This window comes from Halomonas sp. FeN2, assembly GCF_020595105.1.
GTDB lineage: Bacteria > Pseudomonadota > Gammaproteobacteria > Pseudomonadales > Halomonadaceae > Vreelandella > Vreelandella neptunia.
In genome coordinates, this window is record NZ_CP074200.1 from 1,210,943 (window position 1) to 1,231,625 (window position 20,683).

Here is a 20,683-nt window from a genome sequence, read left to right on the forward strand (position 1 = left end):
ATTTTTTCCTACAACCCGCTCTATTTTAAAGTTGTAAGGAATGTCACTTTAAAAGCACCAAGTGTTAATCGATACATTGTTAAGGGCATATTGACCATGGGTAATGACCGAACGCCGACCAATACTCGTGAGAGGGTTACGCTATGATGATGTGCCGAGAAGCGACGCGTTTAATGTCGCTTAAACAGGATAGAACGCTCACATTTCGTGAAAGCGCCGCGCTACGATTTCATCTCTCTATGTGCGGGGCCTGCCGCACCTGTGCTCGCCAGTTTGATCTGTTACACAAGATCGGCCACCACCACCCCGACATACCTGATGCATCAAACGATAAGAGCGACCGTCATGACCCGAAATAATTGTAGAAATGCGGTCTTGATGATAGGAGCTATTGTTTGCAGTTCACTGCTTATAGTGGGGGCGGCAATCGCCCAGGAAGTGTATTTTACTCCTAACCAGATAATGACCTGGCCCACCCGCAGTTTTGAAGGGGAAACACGCTACGCTATCGTTGAACGAGCAGGCCGCCGGGTGTTGGAATCCGAATCCCAAGGCCAAGCGTCTGCTCGCTATCTTGAACGTGAAATTGACTTAAATGAAACGCCCTACCTGCACTGGTGCTGGCAAGTAAGTAACACCTATGCAGGGTTAGACGAAACCACTAAAGCGGGTGATGATTACCCCGCCCGCGTTTATGTTGCGCATAAAACGGGCCTTTTGCCTTGGCAGGTGGAGTCGGTGAACTATGTGTGGGCTTCTACACAGCCACAGGGCGCTACCTGGCCCAATGCATTTACTCAGCGGGCGCAGCTAATCGCTCTGCAAAGCGGTGAAAATCGTGTTGGCGATTGGGTAGCAGAAGTTCGCGATGTACGCGCTGACTTTACTGCACTTTTCGGAAGCGCGCCTAGCCATATCGATGGTATTGCTTTGATGAGCGACGGCGATAATGCAGGTGTTAATGCAACGGCTTGGTTTACCCATTTAGGTTTTTCAAGCAGCAAAGACGCACCCGCCTGCCCGCAGTAACTGTATAAAATAATCAGCACAAACGATGAGTTAGCCACCACCCCTTCAGATCGTACCTCGTAGCTTTCGAGCGCTTGAGGCAGCGTAATGTTCACCACCAGTCTGGCTAGCTAACAAGTATACACTTGCTTCTCTCCTTCCTGCCCTAAACGCGCTAAACCATTAACCCCACCAGTCAGACACTACAAGCCACTACGCCAACATTGTCCCTCGGGATGGATTTTTATGCTTGCCATATAAACCTATACAAAAATTATGCAAAAAGTGCTTTGCTCGAGCAATTCATATACAATAATAGCTGTACACAACCTATACACAATGCAGCGAATACGTATGACTAGTTCTACTGCCTTTTCAAATTGCTTGAAAAAATAGCTTTCAGGTGACGATACATGCGAATAAATATCATTATCAATTTTACTAAATGCCTATATTAGCAACTAACTACTAATCAAAAACACCGAAACCCTTACAAATGCAACATTTTGTGTCATCTAGATACAAAGTGATGCTTACAAACTGGGACTGCTCTACCCTTGTACACAAGTCTTGAATAGCCCCATTGAAAGGAATAGCCATGCTCAAACTTCTCGCTTCTAATGGTTTACACAGTGCACTGTATCAACATACTGCTTGTATCTCTTTTACACCTGAAGGGGTTATCAAGAAGGCAAGTGAGCCGTTCCTAAGCGCCGTCGGTTATACCCTTGACCAAGTAAAGGGGGAACACCACCGGATTTTCTGTTTTCCTGAAGAAAGTAGCAGCCATGAGTACCGTGCTTTTTGGCAAGCACTGGCAGCGGGACATAGCCAGCAAGGACGCTTTCGCCGTTCGGATGCCCAAGGTGAAGAAATTTGGTTAGAGGCGACTTACTTACCGGTCAGTAACCGACGCGGTAAGGTTGTCGAGGTACTTAAAATCGCCAATGACATTACCGTCGCGCATCAGGAAGCAGAACGCAAAAATGCCGTTTTAGAAGCGCTAAATAGCTCCATGGCAGTCATTGAATTTACCCCTAGCGGTGAAATTCTCAATGCCAACTCAAATTTTGAGCAGGCCATGGGCTATCGAAATGATGAATTAGTTGGCGCACACCACAGAATGTTTTGCCCCGCCAATTTTTCTCAAACTAACCCCCGCTTCTGGGAGCGGCTGGCTCAGGGCGAGTACATGCAAGGCAAGTTTGAGCGTTTGGATTCTCGTGGTGCCAGCGTATGGCTAGAGGCGACTTACAACCCGATTAAAGATAGTCATGGAAACGTAGTAAAAGTGGTCAAGTTTGCCACCGATATTACCCGCTCCGTTCAGGCGGCAGAGTCCGCTACACGTGCCGTCACTGCTGCCCAGAGCACATCCTCTCAAACAGAGCAGATCGCCCAAAACGGTCTTAGCCATCTGCAGCGCGTTGTGCGTGATTCTGAACAAGCGGCACTAACATTGGCAGAAGCACAGCAGCTAATCGCCGCACTTAACAATCAGGCACAGAGTATTAACAGCATTACCGAGTCGATTGCCCGTATCGCTAACCAAACCAACCTGCTATCGCTCAATGCCGCGGTGGAAGCCGCACGCGCCGGTGAACAGGGGCGCGGGTTCGCGGTGGTGGCTAACGAAGTACGCCGCCTGGCCAAAGGCTCTAGTGAAGCGGTAGAGGATATTACCCGAGTGCTAAAAGAGAACAACGCCTTAGTCGAGCGCACCACTCACGCCATGCAGCAGGTAGTGGAGCAGGGGAAATCAAGCCAAACCAGCGTTAGCGAAATTGAGATTATCGTCAATGAGATACTCACCGGGGCACGCAACGTTTCAACGTCCATTGAACAGCTTGCGCTAGAATCCGCTTGATGCGCCATGAAAAACACCCCAATCGTTGGATGAGTGTCCAACTTTTGGGGTGCAGTTCACAGGCGCTGGCTTTTCGCTTCTTACATCACTCTATTAACGCCATTAGCGCAGTGGCGTTTTGCGCAAGTAGGGCAGAACCGTTTCGTATTCGCCATACTTCTGCTTGGCATCCGCGTCAGAAACGCTAGGCGGAATAATCACGTCCTGACCTATCGTCCAATCGGCCGGTGTGGCAACGCCGTGTTTGGACGTGGTTTGCAATGCATCCAGGGCGCGTAGGATTTCGGCAAAGTTGCGCCCTACGGTCATTGGATAGGTCATGGATAGTTTCAACTGCTTATCCGGCCCAATAATAAACACCGAACGCACCGTGGCGCTGTCTGCAGGCGTACGGCCATCGGGCAGATAGGCATCTTCGGGCAGCATGTCGTACAGCTTTGACACCGTTAGCCCATCATCGGCAATGATCGGAAAATCGACTTCGCTGCCGCTGACGGTTTGGATGTCATTGCCCCAGCGCTTGTGGTCTTCAACGCCATCCACGGAAACACCGATCACTTTGGTGCCGCGTTTCGTCCACTCTGCGCTCAACTGTGCAACGGCACCGAATTCCGTCGTGCAAACCGGGGTAAAGTCTTTAGGGTGCGAAAACAGGATTGCCCAGCTGTCGCCAATCCAGTCATGAAAGCGAATCGGCCCTTGGCTAGTCTCCGCTTCGAAATCGGGCACGACGGCATTAATACGTAATGACATGCTTTCCTCCTTAAATGGGCGTTAGACGCCCTAATAGCTTATTTGACTTTCAACACCTTCACTATAGATCATTTAGCGCTAAGACAGCGAGTCGTAACACAACGTTCACTCGCTCAGCCAAGCGTAGTCCAACGGCACAAAAGCCTGAACATAACTGCCAGTAAAACCAGAACGGCGCCCGAAGGCGCCGTTCTAGCTATACAAACAGAGCATCCCTTCCCAGGGATTACTCCTCTGCTTTGGCGTCTTTATCTTCCCGCTTCACCCGCTTTATCCACTTTTGTTTCGCATAGTGGCGTAGATTGGCCACATTGTCGGTCTCATCGACAATATCTTGCCCCAGAATGGTTTCGATAATGTCTTCTAACGTTATTAAACCTACAAAGGTACCGTGCTCATCGTAGACCACCCGCATGTGCAGGTGGTCTTTCAGCATGGAGGTGAATACCTGCTCAACGTTATGTGAGACGTCCACGCTGCCGATCGGATGCATCAACTCACGCATTGTTTTGGCATCGTCGGCATGATACATATCCGCTTTATGCACATAGCCAAAGGCCTGCTCACCATTGTCCATCACTGGAAAGCGTGTGAACGGTGCTTTGCCATACTGCTCATCAAACGTTTTCACGGTCATGTCAGGCAAAACGGTTTCACACACCGTGCGCGGAGTCATCGCTTTGCTAACCAAGATATCGTGCAAGTTGAGCATATTGATAATGGTGCGCGACTCGTCGGCATCCAGCACCTTCTCTTCCAGACCGACACGGGCCAGCACTTTAATTTCATCGCGCAAATCGACATCGTGCTCTGACTTACCTAGTCGACGGGTGATCTGTTCCGACATCCAGATAAAAGGCAGCAGGCCTATAATCATCGGATTTAAAAAGCGCGGCAAAAACGGCGATAAACCACGCCAGTAAGTCGCGCCAATGGTCTTCGGAATAATTTCCGACAGTATTAAAATCGCCATGGTCATTACCGCCGAGACGATGGCAATAGAGGCTTCGCCAAACACGACCGCGGCCTGAGCACCCACTGCCGTTGCACCCACGGTATGGGCAATCGTGTTGAGCGTCAAAATAGCGGCTAGGGGCCGATCGATATTAGCCTTCAGGCGCGTAAGCGAGGCGTGCAACTTGGGGTTATCTTCTTTCTGCTTAGCAATATAGCTGGGCGTAATTGAAAGAAGCGCCGCTTCAAGGATGGAACATAAAAACGAGAACGCGATTGAAAGGGTAGCAATCGTGATTAGGAGGAACATGAGGGCCTAGAGTGATGGGTTGTACCGGGTTTATAGGGGCACCATAAGTGGAAGTCAATACTTCTCTATCACGCACTCATCAAGCCCGCAGAGCTAAATTCATGGGCGCAGCGGCAGCGCGGCACCGATGGCAACGAAGATGCCTTTAAAACCGCGACCAACGCGTCAGGATGTCACTGTTGATCAGCGTTTTCCATTCGTTAAAGCGCTCTCAATAAAAACGCCTCCCCTTGCTATAAGTAGCATCGGGGAGGCGTCAGGCTAACTATCTGCTTACTGCGATATAACGCTTAGGCGAACACCTCAGTCCACTCGCTGCGCTTGGCCAACAGGTTGCGAGCCAGTTCCTGGGCGCCTTCCAAACTGTGGCTGGCAGCCCAACCGCACTGCATTTCATTGCAGGCAGGCACTTCAGTGGCTTCTAGCACGTCGTTTAGTGTTTGCTCGATGATGGTGATCACGCCGTCGTAGTCGTCGTGGTTGATCATCGCAATGTAGAAGCCGGTTTGGCAGCCCATGGGGCTGATATCGACCACTTTATCGGTGTGATTACGCGACAGCTCAGCCATCAAGTGCTCAAGGGAGTGCAGGGCTGGCATCTCCATATGATCTTTGTTGGGCTGACAGATACGCAGGTCGTATTTATGGATACGATCGCCGTTCTGGCCTTCTTTAATATCAGCTAAACGTACGTACGGGGCTTTTACCTTGGTGTGATCCAGGTTAAAGCTCTCTACGTTCATCTTTTTATCGGTCATATTGGCTCCTTTTTCGCTTAAAGCTTGATTCGCTTAAACCTTGGGCGCGTCAAAATTCCAGGGCTCATCGGTGTAGACACACACGTTGGCATCTTCGATATCGCCATCCGGCGCTTCAACGTGCTTGGCAAAGAAGTCTTGAATCTCTTTGCGCTGGCAATGGGCTTCAAACTCTTCGCGGCTGGCCCAGATTTCATGAAACACAATCGGGTAACTGGTGCCCTGGGCGAAGGGATTATCGATCTGCCGGGTCACGGTGTAGTGAATGCACGCATCTTCCCGGTGGGTGTTCGGCTCTAACGACTGAAGCGCTTTGAATACCGCCTCTTCTTTGCCGGGTTTGGGCTTAAAACCGGCAATACAGTAAATCTTTTCTGACATAATCATCTCCTAAGTCGTCAAGCGTACGTCATTATGCGGCTTGTCGATGTAGGTTAACAACCTAGCGGATGATGCGCTCTGCCAATGCTTCTAGATCGGTCACGGTCATATCCGGCTCAATCCCCCAAGGGTCGAAAGGGGCGTCAGAGCTGCGCCGTATCCAGGCACTGCGTAGGCCTGCATGGGTGGCGCCAATCACATCAAAGGGGTTACTGGAAACCAGCCATGTCTGCTCAGGGCGTGTCTCCAAGCGGCTACGCAAATGAGTGTACACCGCGGGGTCTGGCTTAAAGCGTTTTACCTCATCGGCGCTGATTACATCGTCCATATGACTCTCAACGCCTGCGCGGGTAAGTAGTTTGGACACAGCATCCGCTGTACCGTTCGAAAATGCCACACAGCGTATGCCCGCATCGCGAAGCTGATCTAGCGCAGGCACTACATCGTCAAACGCGGGCAGCTCACCGTAGACCGCCATTAGATGATCTTGGTCGTTATCCGAAAGCCCGGTTTGCAGTGCGCGGTCGATAAACACCAGCGCTTCGCGGGTGCACTCCGAAAACGGCACGTAAGCTCCCATCAGGCCATGGCGAAAGCTGTACTCAAGCTGCTTATCGCGCCAGCGGCGGGCAAATTCACCGGCTTTGGAGGCATCCGTTAGGCGACGTTCGAGCTCAACGGTAACCCCTTGGGTATCGATCAACGTACCGTATACATCGAAGGCTAAGACCGGTTGCATCGTTGGCTACTCCTTAACTTTCAATTAATTGTGACCTGAGTTCAGCTTATATCTTTAGCATAGTAGACACCTTCAATAACAAAAGCGCCGCTGCACAGGCAGCGGCGCTTCGAAGGCTAAATCAGGTCATCAAACCGTAAACGCGGCCTCTTTTTCACCACTTTTCAGGTCGCCAGAGCGCACCAGTTCATCGGTAACCCGGTCAATGGCGCGCTTGGCGCGGCCAATCATCTCATCCACTTCCCCACGATTAATGGTCAGCGGCGGCGCAAAGCCGAGAATATCGCCTTGGGGCATGGCCCGGGCAATCAGGTTCTCTTCCATGGCAGCAGCCGCCACGCGAGGGCCGACTTTAAGTGCCGGGTCGAAGTGCAGGCGCTGCTTGGCATCCGGGGAGAACTCCAGTGCCGCCATTAAGCCAACGCCGCGTACGTCGCCCAGCAGCGGGTGGCCTTCAAAGTTAGCTTTTAGCTGCTGCTGGAAGTAGCCGCCGGTTTCAGCAGCGTTGCCCACCAGATTTTCACGCTCAATGATATCCAGGTTAGCTAGCCCTGCCGCACAGCCCAGGGCGTGGCCAGAGTAGGTCCAGCCATGGCCGATGGGGCCGTACTCACCGGTTCCCTGCTCCAGCACCTGCCAGACTTTCTCACCCACAATCACACCGGAGAGCGGCTGGTAGGCGCTAGTTAAGCCCTTGGCGATGGTGACCAGGTCAGGCTTCATATTGTAGTGATGGCTGCCGAAATCAGAGCCGGTACGGCCAAAGCCACACACCACTTCATCAGCAATCAGCAACACATCGTACTTCGCCAGCACGGTTTGAATCGCATCCCAGTAGCCTTCCGGCGGCGGTACGATACCCCCCGTACCCAGAACCGGCTCGCCAATAAAGGCAGCCACAGTATCCGGGCCCTCTTCCAGAATCATCGCTTCCAGCTTGTCGGCGCAGTAAGCGGAGAACTCGAGTTCGGTCATACCGTGCTGTTCGGCGGCGCGTAGGTAGTAGTGCGGCGCTTCGGTATGGCGAATGGTGTCAATGGGCAGATCAAAGTGGTCGTGGAACGCTTTCAGACCGGTCAGCGAGCCGGAAGCAATGCCCGAGCCGTGGTAGCCGCGCATGCGTGAGATAACCTTTTTCTTCTGCGGGCGGCCCAGCACGTTGTTGTAGTAGCGCACGATCTTGAGCTGGGTTTCGTTGGCGTCCGAGCCGGACATGCCGTAGTACACTTTGGACATGTTCATACCGGCGATTTTCAAAATACGCTCGGAAAGTTCGATCTGCGGCTCGTTGGAGTGGCCCACATAGGTGTGATAGTAAGAGAGTTCTAACGCTTGCTTATAGATCGCTTCGGCGACTTCGGTGCGACCGTAGCCGATGTTGACGCAGTAAAGCCCGGCAAAGCCGTCGATAAATTCACGGCCGTCTTTATCCACGATATTGATGCCTTTGCCGCCGGTAATCACACGCCCCGGCGCATCGCCGTGGGCGAAGTCACGTAGGTGAGTAGAGGCGTGGAAAGTAACTTTACGATCGCGTTCGATCAAATCCTGATGCAAGCTCATAGCGTTCTCTCTATACAGTAAACCTCCCCATAAGTGGGGAGGTATTTTATCTTTGGTGACTGACTAAATGTTGGGCACCTAGCGGCGCCTTCGCCCGGCGGAGCCGGCCTCCCACAGAACCAACTCAAGCTCCTGAACGGGTGTTGTGGGAGGGCGCTTCAGCGCGCGAAGCTTTTCTACCCGAGATTAAACTTCCAAATTCAGCTCCCAGACACTGAACCCAGCGCGCCCAGGCAGTAATACTTCGTTTCCAGATACTCATCGATACCCGTGGCGCCGCCTTCGCGGCCAAGGCCGGACTGCTTAACGCCACCAAAGGGAACCGGCGGGCCGGTCATCTTAACCGAGTTGACGCTAACCATGCCGTACTCTAGCGCGCGCATTAGCTTCCAGATGCGGCGAATATCGTGGGTGTAGATGTACGCAGCCAGGCCGTACTCGGTGTCGTTGGCCATTTCAATCACTTCGTCGTCGGTGCTGTAGGCGGTGATGCCGGCCACCGGCGCGAAGTTCTCTTCCCGCCACACTTTCATCTGCGCCGTTACGCCGGTCAGCATCACCGGCATAAAGAAGTTCTCGCCGGGCGCTTGGCTTTGATCACCACCGATCACGGTGGCTCCTTTGGAGATGGCGTCATCGACAATCGCCGCCGCTTTCTCCACCGCCTGACGGTGAATAAGCGGGCCAAGGTCTATCTCGCTTTGGAGGCCATTGCCCACGGTAAGCGCCGCCATACGCTCGCTGAAATGCTCGACGAACTCATCGTGAATAGTTTCATGTACCAGAATGCGATTGGCGGCAAGGCAGTCCTGTCCGGCAGTTTGGAACTTGGCGTCTATTGCCGCAAAGGCCGCCTCTTTGGGATCCATATCCGGCCCAACGATAAACGGCGCATTGCCGCCTAATTCCAACGAGAGCCGCTTAACAGTGTTAGCGCTCTGCTCGATCAGCAGGCGACCCACCCGGGTGGAACCGGTGAACGACAGCGCCCGAATACGCGATTCGCTGCAGAGGATCTTTGAGACTTCCGCTGGATCGCCTAGCACTACGTTGAAAATCCCTGCGGGAATCCCAGCACGCTCGGCCAGCTCCGCCAGCGCCAACGCTGAGTAGGGTGTTTCGTTAGCTGGTTTGACGATTACCGGGCAGCCCGCTGCCAGCGCTGCCGCGGCTTTGCGGGTAATCATCGCCAGCGGGAAGTTCCACGGCGTAATCATTGCGGCGATACCCACCGGCTCTTTAATGGTGCCCAGTGATGCATTGGGGATATGGCTAGGGATGGTTTCGCCATAGGTACGCTTGCCCTCTTCGGCAAACCAGCGCACAAAGCTGGCACCGTACTGCACCTCCCCACGGGCATCGGGCAGCGGCTTACCCTGCTCCAGGGTCATAATAGTGGCGAGGTCTTCGCGGTTGGCTTGAATCAGATCGTACCAAGCCAGCAAGCGCTCACAGCGCTCGTCAGCGCGTAGCGCACGCCACTGTACAAACGCAGCTTCAGCGGCGTCTACGGCAGCGGTGATCTGCTCGGCTTCCAGCAAAGGGATATGGCCAATGGCTTCATTGGTGGCCGGGTCGTAGACAGCCTCTTCGCGACCGCCTTCCCCGTGGGTCCACTTACCGTTCACGTAGGCGTACTGCCGGAACAGACGCGGATCTTCCAGGCGCTTGGCGAGCGTGGTCGATAGTGTGGTCATGGGAACCTCTCCTCAAATGCAGTCTGGCTAACCGAGCGCTGCAATTACTGTGTGGCATTGTCAGCAAGCGCTCATAAGCCTTGCTGTCGAATGCCCCCAGGTTAACGGAGAGGAGCCACGAAGTGTTTTTGAAAACCGAGACTTATCACGCGACTTTTTTTGTCAGAGGGCGTTTGGCAGTACTTTTTTTTGGTGGGCTTACGATAGGGAACCAAAAACTGCATTAAAGAATATCGTCGGTATCAATACCTATAGGAACGCGCTTAACGGTTTTGGTAACGATATAGGTAAAATAGCGCTCGATACCGGCTTCAGAAACCAGCCACTTATCCATCAAACGCTGATAGCTATCGATGGTGCGCGCTTCAAACTTGACCAGGTAATCCACCCCGCCCCCCACAGCCACGCACTCGGTAACTTCCGGGGTTTGCATTACCAACGCCTCAAAACGCGCAAAGCTGTCCACGTTGTGTTGTTTGAGCTCGATCTGTACCCAGACCGCATTGCGCGGCACCAATACCTCGCTATTGATGCGCGCGCTGTAGCCCTGGATCACGCCGGCTTTTTCCAGCCTCTTTACCCGCTCCCAACAGGGGCTGACCGAGAGATTGATCGCTTCGGCCAGCTTCGACTTAGTGATTCGCCCATCGCGGGAGAGGATGTCGAGGATTTTCAGATCGTACCGGTCAAGTTTCATCATGCCGAGGGCTACGCCTCCAGGCGTTCAACAACATCGGCAATCACCGCCAGGGTATCCCCCATATTGATGAGCGAGGGCGCGCGGCGAGCCATCAGGATGCCATCGCGCTCGGCTTTGTAAGCAACCGGGTCGGTGCCACTGCGGGTCATGTCGTACACATAGGCGATGGTTTGGCCTTTTTTCACTTCGTCGCCTAGCGCTACCAACAGCTCTAACACGCCAGAATGCTGGCTCTGTACGTAACAGCTGGCGTCAGGCATATCGAGATACATCTGCCCACCTGTGGGCATTTCCACTTCGCCTTTTACCAGGCCATAGTGAATCAGGAAATTACGCACGCCACGCTCTGCAATCGCGATACTCTGGGGCGTTGAGGTGCCGCCGCCGCCCAGCTCGGTGGCGACAAAGACTTTGCCCTGGCGCTCGCAGGCGGTGTCGAAGAGTTTTTCTGCATCCAATTCAAACATCACCATGGCGTAAGGGGCTCCGAAGGCTTTAGCACCTTCCAGAGCAGCCTGCTGCTGCGCTTTATCATCCAACACATGGGACGCGCCGAAGGGCAGAATATCCAGCGTACGGCCGCCCGAGTGAAGGTCTAGCACCACGTCGCTCATCGGCACCAATACGCGGGTGAAGTAGTCAGCAATTTGCGGCGTGACGCTGCCATTGGGGTCGCCGGGAAAGCTGCGATTGAGGTTGCCCTTGTCCATGGGCGAGGTGCGTTTCCCGGCCATGACCGCCGGGGTATTCATGCACGGCACGATAATCACCCGCCCCGTCACGTCCTCTGCCTTCAGCGTTGAAGAGAGCTTCAACAGCGAGGTGATGCCTTCATATTCATCGCCGTGATTGCCGCCGGTCAGCAGTGCCGTGGGGCCTTCGCCGTTCTTAACCACGGTCACGGGGATCATCACCGCGCCCCAGGCAGACTCATCGGTAGAAATCGGTAGCTTTAAAAAGCCGTGCTGCACGCCATCGGCATCAAAATCAACGGTGGCGGAAATGGGACTTGGTCGCATTGTCGTCATGAAAAATTTCCTTCCTGTTACGGGCGGCTATATCAGCTCTACTTCACAAACAGCTGGCGCGGAAAATTGGCCAGGGTTTCGCACCCATCATCGGTAATTAAAATACTTTCAGTAATTTCCAAGCCCCAGTTTTCTTCCCAGAGCCCCGGCATAAAGTGGAACGTCATGCCCGGTTCCAGAATAGTGTCATCGGAGGGGCGTAGGCTCATGGTGCGCTCACCCCAGTCGGGCGGGTACGAAATACCGATGGGATAACCACAGCGTGCGCCGCCGCGATCAAAGCCGTATTTATCCATCGCTGCACCCAGCGCCATGGCGATATCCGCCGTGCGGTTACCGGGTTTGGCCACGGCCAAGCCGTTTTCGATGCCTTCCAACAGAGCTGATTCTGCGCGAATAAAATCCGTCGGCGGCGTACCCAGAAATACCGTGCGCGACATCGGTGCGTGGTAGCGCTTAAACACCCCGGCAATCTCAAAGAAGGTACCTTCCCCTTTGCGAAACGGTGTGTCGTCCCAGGTCAGGTGCGGCGCGGCGGCGTCCTTACCAGTGGGCAGCATGGGTACTATGGCAGGATAGTCGCCGCCAAAGACTTTACCATTCTCATCCACAAAACCTTCGATGCCAACGCGGTAAATCTCTGACACCAGCTTGCTCTTGGGCAAGCCTGGCTCGATCACTTCCAAAATACGCGTATGCATGCCTTCCACTATTTTGGCGGCAATCCGCATATAGGCCACTTCTTGCGGCGATTTGATCGCCCGACACCAGTTCACCAGCGAATTGGCATCCATAAAGCGTGCATGGGGAAGCTCGCGCAGCAGGCTTAAATAGGCCTTGGCGGAGAAGTAATAGTTATCCATTTCCATGCCCACCACGCCTAGATGCCAGCCGCGATCCGGCATGATCGACTGGGCCAGGTACTCCATGGGATGCATGTCCGGATTCTGTACGTAGTAATCCGGATAGTAAGTAATGTTGTCGGGATCGATCCAGCAGGTGCGCAGGGCACCGTTGGCGTCCATACGCCGTCCGAACCATACCGGCTCGCCTTCAAGGCCCACCAGCACACACTGATGCACATAAAACGACCAACCGTCGTAGCCGGTTAGCCAAGCCATATTGGAAGGGTCACTGACGATCAGTACGTCAATGCCACGACTGGCCATTTCAGCACGCACTTTCCACAGGCGGGTAGCGTACTCTTCGCGCGTGAAAGGCAGGGAAACCTGAGTCATCGGGCAACTCGCCATTAAAGATCACCAAGAACCAGCGCACTGCCTACTATAGGCACGCAACGCTGGGCCACAGGATCGACCTGGCCACCACCGATCAGGTGTCGGGGTTGCATCTGCCGCGCTTGCAGCAGGCCCGCCAATGTCGTCTTAACCCGATACTAGCACCGACCCTTGGTTGGCGGTCAAAGGCTTTATGACAAAAAGTGCATACGGCATCGTTATTTGCACTAAGCGAGCTTGCAACGACCCTGAGTGCTCACCATGATAGTTTGCAGTGATGACACTTTTATCAGGAAGGGAACGCGATGAAAATTGTTGTGCATATCGATGAGGCTAAACAGTGGCAAGCAGCGCTTGCTGAAGCCCTGCCCCGAGCCACTGTACTCACCAGCGAGGCGCCAGCGAATGAGCGTAAAGATGCCGACTATCTCGCCATCTGGAAAGCCCCCGCCCATTTGCTGCAAGAGCAGACCCAGCTCAAAGGCATCATCAATTTAGGCGCAGGGGTGGATTATCTGCTGAAAACCCCAGGCCTGCCCAAAGACGTGCCGATTGTAAAATTACGTGATGCGGGCATGGGCGAGCTGATGGCCGATTATGCCCTGTACGGCGTGCTGCACTTCTACCGCAGCATGGATCGTTACGCCACTCAGCAGCATAACGCCACTTGGCAACCACAGGAGGTGGTGGAAAAATCCCAGTGGCGGGTGGGCGTATTAGGCCTGGGTGCCATTGGCAGCTTTGTGGCCAGCGCCCTGCAGCAAGCAGGTTTCCCAGTGCTGGGCTGGAGCCGTTCTCCCAAACAGATCAGCGGCGTGGACTGCTTTCACGGCGACGACGGGTTAAGCGAACTGCTCGGCCAAGTGCAGAGCCTAATCACCATTTTGCCCGATACGGCCGCCACTCACCATATTCTCAACGCCGATCGGCTGGCCCAACTGCCCCAAGGCGCTAGTGTGATTAACCCTGGTCGGGGTAGTTTGATTGATGAACAGGCGCTATTGGAAGCACTGGGTAGCGGCAAACAGCCGGGTCACCTGCGTGGAGCGCTATTGGATGTATTCCAGGAAGAGCCGCTGCCCACTGACAACCCGCTCTGGCAGCACCCTAAGGTAATCATCACACCCCATATGGCGGCGCCTACTCCGCTTAACGATGCCATCGACCAAGTGATCGCTTACTTGCATGCCTTTGAATCGGGTGAAAAACTCTCCACTATCAACCCGGAGGCAGGTTACTGACGCCAACCCCTGCCCAGGCTATACTGGCACTCTGGGAACCAAGCAGTGGCTAAAGGCTCTTAGGAAGATACCCTTTATGGAGGAAAGGCCCTTGGTCAATGTTTTCGCACGACTGCCTAGCCGCGTGCTCGCAGGGATGGGGTTGAGTTTTGCCGTCTGGTGCTCTAGCAACATGGCGTTAGCAGCAGACACGTCCAAAGAGCCGCAGTCTTTTGAAGCCCCTAGGCCCTTTGAAGCACAGTATCGGCTTGAGGTTCGCGGTTGGCCTGGGGCTACTATTACCCATCGCCTCTCTAACGAAGGGAATCACTGGTTAAGCGATATGCGCTTCTCGATAACTGTAGCTCGTGGCCAGGAGTACAGCCGTTTTTCGCTCAATGACAATGGCATTAACGCGCTACTTTTTAACAGCAGCTATTCGGTACTGGGCGTAGGTGATAGCTATCAGTTAAATGAAAGTGATATTCCCAGCTTAGATCGCCAGGCGGCGCTGTTTGATCTCTCGCGCCGGGCGGGGCACGAAAACTGCACACAGAACGCCCCCTGCGCGATTGAGTTTGTCGATCAAAAAGGACGCGATGAGCACTTTCAATATTACGTTACCGACCCAGGCAGCATTGAGGTTCCCGCAGGAGAGTTTGAAGCACTGAACGTATCGCTCATTGATATCGAGAAGCCCGACCGCCTGCTAACCATTAGCTTTCACCCTGACTGGCCCGGGCTGATTCTTTCTGCGGTATATCGAAAAGAGGGTCGCCGCGAAACGCAGCTGACATTAACTAACTTCAACCCAAACGGTGGCGCGACGCCCTAAATGCTTTCCGGTTTATTGATTGTTCTACTACCGCTTTTTCTTGGCTATCTGGTTCGCGTCCGCTCCACACAGTTACAGAACTTGATCAACCGAGCAGTTAATAGCTCGGTTTACCTGATTCTGCTGTTCATGGGCATAAGCCTTGCCGGACTTGAAAACCTGACTAGCCAACTTTCGCGCCTAGGCGGCAACGCGCTACTACTGTTTAGTATTACCACGCTGTTTAATTTAGCAGCGTTATGGTGGCTATCACGTCGTTTATCCCTTAAGGCAGGCAACTCACCGGTGGTGAAAAATGCCCCTACCAGTAAGCTGGCGGCCATGCAGGGGTCGCTGTTATTGGTCGCCGTGGTGGCTGGGGGCGTTATCGCTGGCCTGCTGCTAGGGCCACACCTGGGCGAAAGGCTTTTCAACAGTGCAGATTTACTGGCCGAATGGGTGCTCTATCTGCTGCTAGCCCTGATCGGCTGCCAGCTGCGTAACTCCGGCATGCCGCTCAGGCAGATCTTACTTAACCGCATGGGGCTGGCGATTGCGGTGACGTTGGCAATAAGTTCACTGCTGGCAGGCTTGGCTGCCGCCCCACTGCTCTCATTAAGCTGGAACGAAGGCCTGGCAATGGCGTCAGGCTTTGGCTGGTACTCGCTTTCAGCGATTCTAATTGGTGACCAGCTAGGCCCGCTGATGGGCGGTGTGGCGTTCTTCAACGACCTGACTCGGGAACTGCTGGCATTTATCCTGATTCCGCTGGTGATCCACCGCCATACCGCACTGGCGATTGGCTACGGTGGCGCCACCTCCATGGATTTCACCCTGCCGGTGATTCAGCAGCACGGCGGCGTGGCCTGCGTGCCCATTGCTGTGGTCAGTGGTTTTATCCTTTCACTGCTCTCCCCGCCGCTAATTCTGTTCTTTCTTTCTCTATCGGGCTAATTGTTCAGGCAATAAAGCAGACGTGCGCGCTCTAAATGTTTGCGCATCTCCTCGACGGCAGCCTCCTTATCCCCCTGCTCGATGCAGTCAATAATTTTGGCATGCTCCAGCAGGGTAATATCTTCATTGCCCTCCCAATGCAGCAAACTAGCGTGAAAACGCGCTAGCCAACCCAGCATGGCTTGGCTAGTTGCCATGAAAATCGGATTGCGGGTTATCCCGGCAATGGCGGTATGAAAGGCCATATCGACCTCGATAAAGGCTTGTGCATTGCCATTTAAATGCCCGCGCTGCTGCTCTAACAGCTCTCTCAAGTGAGCAATGTCTTCCGCAGAGGCCTGCCCCGTCGCCTTCTCTACCATTCCCAGCTCAAAGAAGGTGCGCGCTTCTTTAAGTTGTTCAAGCGACTGTGGCGAGCTGGCGAGCATGTGACGAGCGGTTAAATCGATCTGCGACATCAATCCTACCGCCGTCGGCTGCAGTACTTTAGGGCGCTGACCGTGATTTATCTCGACAAGTCCAATACGCTCAAGCGTTTGCATCGCCTCACGGATTGCTGGTCTTCCCACACCATAGCTATCCATCAGCTCGCGCTCGGAAGGCAGCGTATCACCAGGCTTGTATTGGCCCGCTTCAATCATTTCATACAGACGATCAAACACCTCATCTGACAGCTTGCGCCGAGTAATTTTAGGGGCTGGTTGCACGGCGATTTCTCCTCACAAGCCAAACAGCGACTTGGTTGTCCAATGAGCATCCGCAGTCTAACGCTGCACTAGTGCAAACGGGGCAAAATTTACTTATATACGACCAAAGCAGCATTTGACAGACTGCTATAGATATTATGTCATCATACCAGTTGCCGGGCAATTAGCTTTTCCTCTTTAGATCCTCGGCCAACACATGGCTAGCGCCATGCAATGTCTTTATTGGAGTCTGCTATGACCAACATCGCCCTTATCGGCGCCGGCGGAAAGATGGGCTATCGCCTGTCAAGCAACCTGCAACGATCGGATTACACCGTCAGCCACGTTGAATTGAGTGACGCAGGCCGTCAGCGGCTATCAGAAGGCCTGGGGATTAGCTGCGTAGATGCCCATCAGGCAGCTCCCGAGGCCCAAGTAGTGATACTCGCGGTTCCCGACACGCTAGTGGGCCGCGTCGCGGAAGAACTATCACCACTAATGGCCAGCGGTACCATGGTGATCACGCTGGATGCTGCGGCTCCTTTTGCTGGCCACCTGCCCAACCGTGACGACTTGGTCTACTTCGTGACGCACCCTTGCCACCCACCGATCTTCAATGATGAAACGGATCTAGATGCCAAGCGTGACTACTTTGGCGGCGCCAAGGCTAAGCAGCACATCGTCAATGCCCTGATGCAGGGGCCTGAAGAGCTTTATGCATTAGGCGAAGCGATCGCGAAAACCATCTATGCCCCGGTGGTTCGCTCGCATCGAGTGTCGGTTGAGCAGATGGCGCTGCTTGAGCCCGGCCTTTCTGAAACCGTATGCGCCACGCTGCTGGTAGTAATGCGCGAAGCAATGGATGAAGTCGTCGCCCGCGGCGTTGACCAAGAGTGCGCGCGCGACTTTTTGCTCGGCCATATGAATATTCTGGCGGCAGTCATTTTCGAGGAGCAGCCCGGCGTGTTCTCCGATGCCTGCAATAAAGCAATTGAGAATGGCAAGCCCCAGTTGATGCGCGATGACTGGAAACGCGTATTTGAGCCTGAGGAAATTGCCGAAAGCATTCGGCGTATTACCTAGGGTTAATGCGACATAAACACCTAAGCTCTACCGCTAATTACAACAAACTGGAGTAGAACATGACCTCTTACAAGCTCAACAAAATATCAGTCAGCATTGCGGCCACCCTCGTCTCAGCCCTTGTACTGACCGCCAGCACCTCAGCGTTTGCGGTTCAAGAGATGAATCTAGCGTTCACGCCGCCACTCAACTCCCACTATGGTGAGGCAGGCCAAGCATTTGCCGAAGAGATTGACCGACTTAGCGACGGTGAATTTAAAATCAATCTGCGCCCTGCCAGTGCATTAGGCGGCGAGCGCGACGTACTTGAAGGCCTTCAGATCGGTTCAGTAGAGTTAACGCTAACCTCCACCGGCCCTATCGGTAATTTCGTTCCCTCGGTATACGCTCTGGATTTTCCTTTCCTATTCCGCGATTACGATCACGCCCATAAAGTGCTGGATGGCGAGATTGGCCAATCACTGCTGGAGGAGTTCGAAGACGAAGGCTTAATTGGTTTGGCCTGGGCGGAAAACGGTTTCCGGCACCTCACCAATAGCGTGCGTCCGGTCGAAACTCCCGAAGACATGGAAGGCATGAAGATTCGCACCATGGAGAACCAGGTGCATCTGGAAACCTTCAAAGCATTGGGCGCAGCACCAACGCCCATATCTTGGACAGAAGTCATTACGGCCCTTCAGCAAGGCACCATCGACGGCCAAGAAAACCCGATACCCATTTTGACCGTGAATAATATGTGGGAGATCCAGGATTACCTGACGCTGACTGGCCACGTTTACTCCCCCACGGCCCTAGTGATGTCCAAGATCTATTGGGACGACCTGAGTGAAGAGCAGCAGGGCTGGTTCCGAGAGGCCGCCCAGGTAGCCGCCCAAACCTCACGCGATGCCGTTCAGCGTATTGAAGAGGAAGGCGTTGATCTGCTTCGCAGTCATGGCATGGAAGTGGTGACCGAGATCGACTACGAGCAGTTCCGTGCCGCCGCCGAACCTGCCTACGAACGCTACGCCGACCAGTATGGCAGTGAACTACTAGAGCGTATCCGCGCAACCGAGTGAGCCATCCTCTGCTGTATGCCTCCCTTTCGGGAGGCATTTTCTCCCCGACGATGAGGTTTACGCTTATGTTGTCGCTACTGAATAGCTTGGCCCAGGGGCTCATCAAGCTCACTCATAATCTCGCTGCATTACTTCTTGCCATTGCGGTGGCTTTAGTCTCCTTCCAAGTCTTTACCCGTTTTATTCTCGGCGACCCCGCTGCCTGGTCAGAAATCCTGGCGCGAGGATTAATTGTCTGGAGCGTGTTTTTAGTCAGTGCTGCAGCTTTTTGGTATGGCGCCATGATCTCCATTGATCTTTTCCTTGATCGCTTGCCCCCGCGTTTACGCATTCATGGTCAGCGTTTGGTATGCGCCGCCGTATTAACACTACTCACAATTCTTGTCTGGCAGGGGTACCTGATCACCTTGCGCGTATCTGGACAACAAATCGCCATGCTCGAAATTCCTATGTCCTGGTTTTATGCCGCTATACCCACTGGCTGTGCCGTCGCCATCGTCGCAGTGGTTGCGCGCCAGCTCTGTGCCGAGTATCAGCATCATCACGGGCAGCACAGGACGACTCCTATCCGCCCTGATGTAGGAGAAACACCATGAATCTGGCAATCAGCTCAGCGTTGATCGCGCTGTTTGCCTTGTCGATACCGATTGCGGTTGCTATCGCCTTAACCGCAGTGATTGGTCTTTATTTCTTCAGCAGCGTTCCACTCATGGTCGTTCCACAGCGCATGTTCGTGGGGTTGGATAGCTTTCCGCTCATGGCGGTGCCGTTCTTTATTTTAGCCGGCCATATCATGAGCAACGGCGGTATTGCCACCCGCATGGTCGAGTTTGCCCGCTCACTAGTAGGCGGCATTCAAGGCGGCCTGGCCTGCACCTGCGTGGTTACCTGCATGATGTTTGCCGCCATATCGGGCTCCAGTGTGGCCACCACCTTTGCCATTGGCGCTATCTTGATTCCTGCCATGGTAGCCCGTGGCTACCCGGCGCCGATGGCTGCCTCTATCCAGGCCTCTTCTGCGGAACTGGGTATCATCATTCCGCCTTCCGTACCTCTGATCCTCTATGGTGTCAGCACAGAAACCTCCATTACACAGCTATTTCTCGCTGGCTTTGGCCCCGGCCTAATGATCGGGATAGCCTTGATTGTAATGGTCGTTATATGGTGCCGCTTAAAAGGCTATGGCACCCAGGATGGTGATTTACGCTCGCCCATTTGGCCCGCATTTCGCAGTGCCTTTCTCGCTCTGCTAATGCCGATCATTATCATTGGCGGGATTTACGGCGGCATCTTTACCCCCACTGAAGCCTCCGCTGTGGCAGTGATGTATGGGCTGTTCTTAGGCATGGTGGTTTATCGCACCATCAAACTAAGTGATCTGCCGCGCATTTTCCGCGAGAGCGCGCTATCGGCAGGTTCGATCATGCTGATTATTGCCGCGGCCTCGATTCTTAGTTTTGTAATTGGACGCTCTGGACTAGCTAGCGACATCGGCGCCTGGGCACAAAACACTTTTGATAATCGCTACACCTTCCTACTAGCCATCAATATGTTGCTACTGGTGGTGGGAATGTTTATCGAAACCTCCGCCGCCATTTTAATTCTTGCCCCCATCTTGGCCCCCATTGCGATTGGGTTCGGCATTGACCCAGTGCATTTCGGCATCGTGATCGTCGTGAATTTAGCGTTGGGTATGTTTACTCCGCCTCTAGGGGTGAATCTTTTTGCCGCCGCGCAAGTAGCCAAGCTACCCGTTGAACAGCTATTTCGATTTTTGTTGCCACCGGTACTCACCATCATCACCTGCCTGATGCTGATTACCTATGTGCCGATGATCTCGCTTTTTCTGCGCGATCTCCTTTTTTGAACTGC

General features: G+C 53.8%; 21 protein-coding genes. 10 read left to right on the forward strand and 11 right to left on the reverse strand.

Annotated features, from left to right (window positions below):
* Positions 1-149 precede the first annotated feature (149 nt).
* The 3 genes from KF947_RS05680 (at position 150) to KF947_RS05690 (ending at position 2,875) form a co-directional block, all read left to right on the forward strand.
* Positions 150-359, forward strand: a complete 210-nt coding sequence (locus KF947_RS05680; RefSeq protein WP_227406278.1) for a zf-HC2 domain-containing protein — start codon at positions 150-152, stop codon at positions 357-359.
* Positions 346-1,029, forward strand: coding sequence for a DUF3047 domain-containing protein (locus tag KF947_RS05685; RefSeq protein ID WP_227405699.1), 684 nt, complete (start codon positions 346-348; stop codon positions 1,027-1,029). Before KF947_RS05680 ends, KF947_RS05685 begins: the two co-directional genes overlap by 14 nt.
* A 577-nt stretch (positions 1,030-1,606) precedes the next feature.
* Positions 1,607-2,875 (forward strand): PAS domain-containing methyl-accepting chemotaxis protein, encoded by a 1,269-nt coding sequence (locus KF947_RS05690; RefSeq protein WP_227405700.1) that lies wholly within the window; start codon positions 1,607-1,609, stop codon positions 2,873-2,875.
* A gap of 102 nt (positions 2,876-2,977) precedes the next feature.
* On the opposite strand, the gene KF947_RS05695 is transcribed toward KF947_RS05690, so the two are convergent.
* From KF947_RS05695 to doeA, 10 genes are all read right to left on the reverse strand, one after another.
* Positions 2,978-3,628 carry a peroxiredoxin gene (locus KF947_RS05695; protein WP_133729847.1) on the reverse strand — a complete coding sequence of 217 codons (651 nt, stop codon included), beginning with the start codon at positions 3,626-3,628 and terminating at the stop codon, positions 2,978-2,980.
* A gap of 226 nt (positions 3,629-3,854) precedes the next feature.
* Positions 3,855-4,892: a CNNM domain-containing protein gene (locus KF947_RS05700; RefSeq protein ID WP_133729846.1), complete on the reverse strand. Its 1,038-nt coding sequence runs from the start codon at positions 4,890-4,892 to the stop codon at positions 3,855-3,857.
* A gap of 290 nt (positions 4,893-5,182) precedes the next feature.
* Entirely contained in the window at positions 5,183-5,650 is a 468-nt protein-coding gene (locus KF947_RS05705) for an S-ribosylhomocysteine lyase (protein WP_035559056.1), read from the reverse strand.
* A 33-nt stretch (positions 5,651-5,683) separates the two neighbouring features.
* A complete protein-coding gene (locus tag KF947_RS05710) occupies positions 5,684-6,031 on the reverse strand; it encodes a putative quinol monooxygenase (protein WP_088698900.1) in 348 nt (115 codons plus the stop codon).
* 61 nt (positions 6,032-6,092) lie between these two features.
* Positions 6,093-6,770 carry a haloacid dehalogenase type II gene (locus KF947_RS05715; protein WP_227405701.1) on the reverse strand — a complete coding sequence of 226 codons (678 nt, stop codon included), beginning with the start codon at positions 6,768-6,770 and terminating at the stop codon, positions 6,093-6,095.
* Between the two features lie 129 nt (positions 6,771-6,899).
* Positions 6,900-8,333, reverse strand: coding sequence for an aspartate aminotransferase family protein (locus tag KF947_RS05720; RefSeq protein WP_088698902.1), 1,434 nt, complete (start codon positions 8,331-8,333; stop codon positions 6,900-6,902).
* A gap of 200 nt (positions 8,334-8,533) precedes the next feature.
* Positions 8,534-10,030, reverse strand: a complete 1,497-nt coding sequence (locus tag KF947_RS05725; protein ID WP_227405702.1) for an NAD-dependent succinate-semialdehyde dehydrogenase — start codon at positions 10,028-10,030, stop codon at positions 8,534-8,536.
* Between the two features lie 223 nt (positions 10,031-10,253).
* Positions 10,254-10,730: an Lrp/AsnC family transcriptional regulator gene (locus KF947_RS05730; RefSeq protein WP_133729843.1), complete on the reverse strand. Its 477-nt coding sequence runs from the start codon at positions 10,728-10,730 to the stop codon at positions 10,254-10,256.
* An 8-nt stretch (positions 10,731-10,738) separates the two neighbouring features.
* On the reverse strand, positions 10,739-11,758 hold the full coding sequence (gene doeB / locus KF947_RS05735; RefSeq protein WP_133729842.1) for a N(2)-acetyl-L-2,4-diaminobutanoate deacetylase DoeB: 1,020 nt from the start codon (positions 11,756-11,758) through the stop codon (positions 10,739-10,741).
* A gap of 38 nt (positions 11,759-11,796) precedes the next feature.
* Positions 11,797-12,996, reverse strand: a complete 1,200-nt coding sequence (doeA, locus tag KF947_RS05740) for an ectoine hydrolase DoeA (RefSeq protein ID WP_133729841.1) — start codon at positions 12,994-12,996, stop codon at positions 11,797-11,799.
* A gap of 305 nt (positions 12,997-13,301) precedes the next feature.
* Here doeA and KF947_RS05745 point away from each other — a divergent pair, with 305 nt between their 5' ends.
* The 3 genes from KF947_RS05745 to KF947_RS05755 all read left to right on the forward strand — a co-directional run bounded on the left by KF947_RS05745 (position 13,302) and on the right by KF947_RS05755 (position 15,984).
* Positions 13,302-14,237 carry a 2-hydroxyacid dehydrogenase gene (locus tag KF947_RS05745; RefSeq protein ID WP_227405703.1) on the forward strand — a complete coding sequence of 312 codons (936 nt, stop codon included), beginning with the start codon at positions 13,302-13,304 and terminating at the stop codon, positions 14,235-14,237.
* 172 nt (positions 14,238-14,409) lie between these two features.
* Positions 14,410-15,051, forward strand: a complete 642-nt coding sequence (locus KF947_RS05750; protein ID WP_413614128.1) for a hypothetical protein — start codon at positions 14,410-14,412, stop codon at positions 15,049-15,051.
* Positions 15,052-15,984, forward strand: a complete 933-nt coding sequence (locus tag KF947_RS05755; protein ID WP_227405705.1) for a lysine exporter LysO family protein — start codon at positions 15,052-15,054, stop codon at positions 15,982-15,984. It begins immediately after the preceding gene.
* On the opposite strand, the gene KF947_RS05760 is transcribed toward KF947_RS05755, so the two are convergent.
* Complete coding sequence (locus KF947_RS05760) at positions 15,981-16,691, reverse strand: transcriptional regulator NanR (RefSeq protein ID WP_227405706.1); 711 nt, start codon at positions 16,689-16,691, stop codon at positions 15,981-15,983. The genes KF947_RS05755 and KF947_RS05760 overlap by 4 nt on opposite strands.
* 234 nt (positions 16,692-16,925) lie before the next feature.
* On the opposite strand from KF947_RS05760, the gene KF947_RS05765 reads away from it, so the two are divergent.
* The 4 genes from KF947_RS05765 (at position 16,926) to KF947_RS05780 (ending at position 20,678) form a co-directional block, all read left to right on the forward strand.
* On the forward strand, positions 16,926-17,753 hold the full coding sequence (locus KF947_RS05765) for a phosphogluconate dehydrogenase C-terminal domain-containing protein (RefSeq protein WP_227405707.1): 828 nt from the start codon (positions 16,926-16,928) through the stop codon (positions 17,751-17,753).
* A 59-nt stretch (positions 17,754-17,812) separates the two neighbouring features.
* A complete protein-coding gene (locus KF947_RS05770; RefSeq protein ID WP_227405708.1) occupies positions 17,813-18,811 on the forward strand; it encodes a TRAP transporter substrate-binding protein in 999 nt (332 codons plus the stop codon).
* Between the two features lie 65 nt (positions 18,812-18,876).
* Positions 18,877-19,407 carry a TRAP transporter small permease gene (locus KF947_RS05775; RefSeq protein ID WP_227405709.1) on the forward strand — a complete coding sequence of 177 codons (531 nt, stop codon included), beginning with the start codon at positions 18,877-18,879 and terminating at the stop codon, positions 19,405-19,407.
* Positions 19,404-20,678 (forward strand): TRAP transporter large permease, encoded by a 1,275-nt coding sequence (locus KF947_RS05780; protein ID WP_227405710.1) that lies wholly within the window; start codon positions 19,404-19,406, stop codon positions 20,676-20,678. The genes KF947_RS05775 and KF947_RS05780 overlap by 4 nt, the downstream gene beginning before the upstream one ends.
* Positions 20,679-20,683 lie beyond the last annotated feature (5 nt).